1 protein-coding gene is annotated in these 414 nt (G+C 67.9%); it reads right to left on the bottom strand.

The window, feature by feature from the left end; translation table 11 throughout:
• Nucleotides 1–132: 132 nt before the first annotated feature.
• The coding region (locus Q0C81_RS15495) for a TSUP family transporter (protein WP_291839906.1) at nt 133–414 on the bottom strand (282 nt) is incomplete at its 5' end.

The following is a 414-nucleotide window of genomic DNA, read 5'->3' as shown; positions in this document are numbered from 1 at the left end:
CGCTCGGTGGAGGAGTTCCGCAAGATCGATCCGGGCCTCAACCAGGCCATCCTGCACATGAACGAGGTCCCCGCCGACCGCGTGCTCAAGGCCGCCAGGAAGGTGCTGGCCGAGCGGGCCGCCTGAGCCGCCTCAGGTCAGGCCCAGCAGCCAGATGCGCAGCGGATTGGCCGGGTCGGACAGCAGCTTGGCCACCATCGCCAGGCAGACGATCACCAGAAGGGGGCGGATCAGTTTCGGCCCAAACCGCATGGCGGCGTGCGACCCTAGCCAGCCGCCGATCACCTGACCGACCGCCATCATCAGGCCGATCAGCCAAAGCGCATGGCCGCCGATGGCGAAGACCACCACCGAGACGACATTGCTGGCCAGGTTCAGCGCCTTGGTGTGCGCTGTCGCCCGCGTCAGCCCCAT

The organism is Brevundimonas sp. (assembly GCF_023259385.1).
Taxonomy (GTDB): domain Bacteria; phylum Pseudomonadota; class Alphaproteobacteria; order Caulobacterales; family Caulobacteraceae; genus Brevundimonas.
Note: the sequence above shows the minus strand (reverse complement) of the source record. Positions and strands in the feature narration are given on the sequence as shown.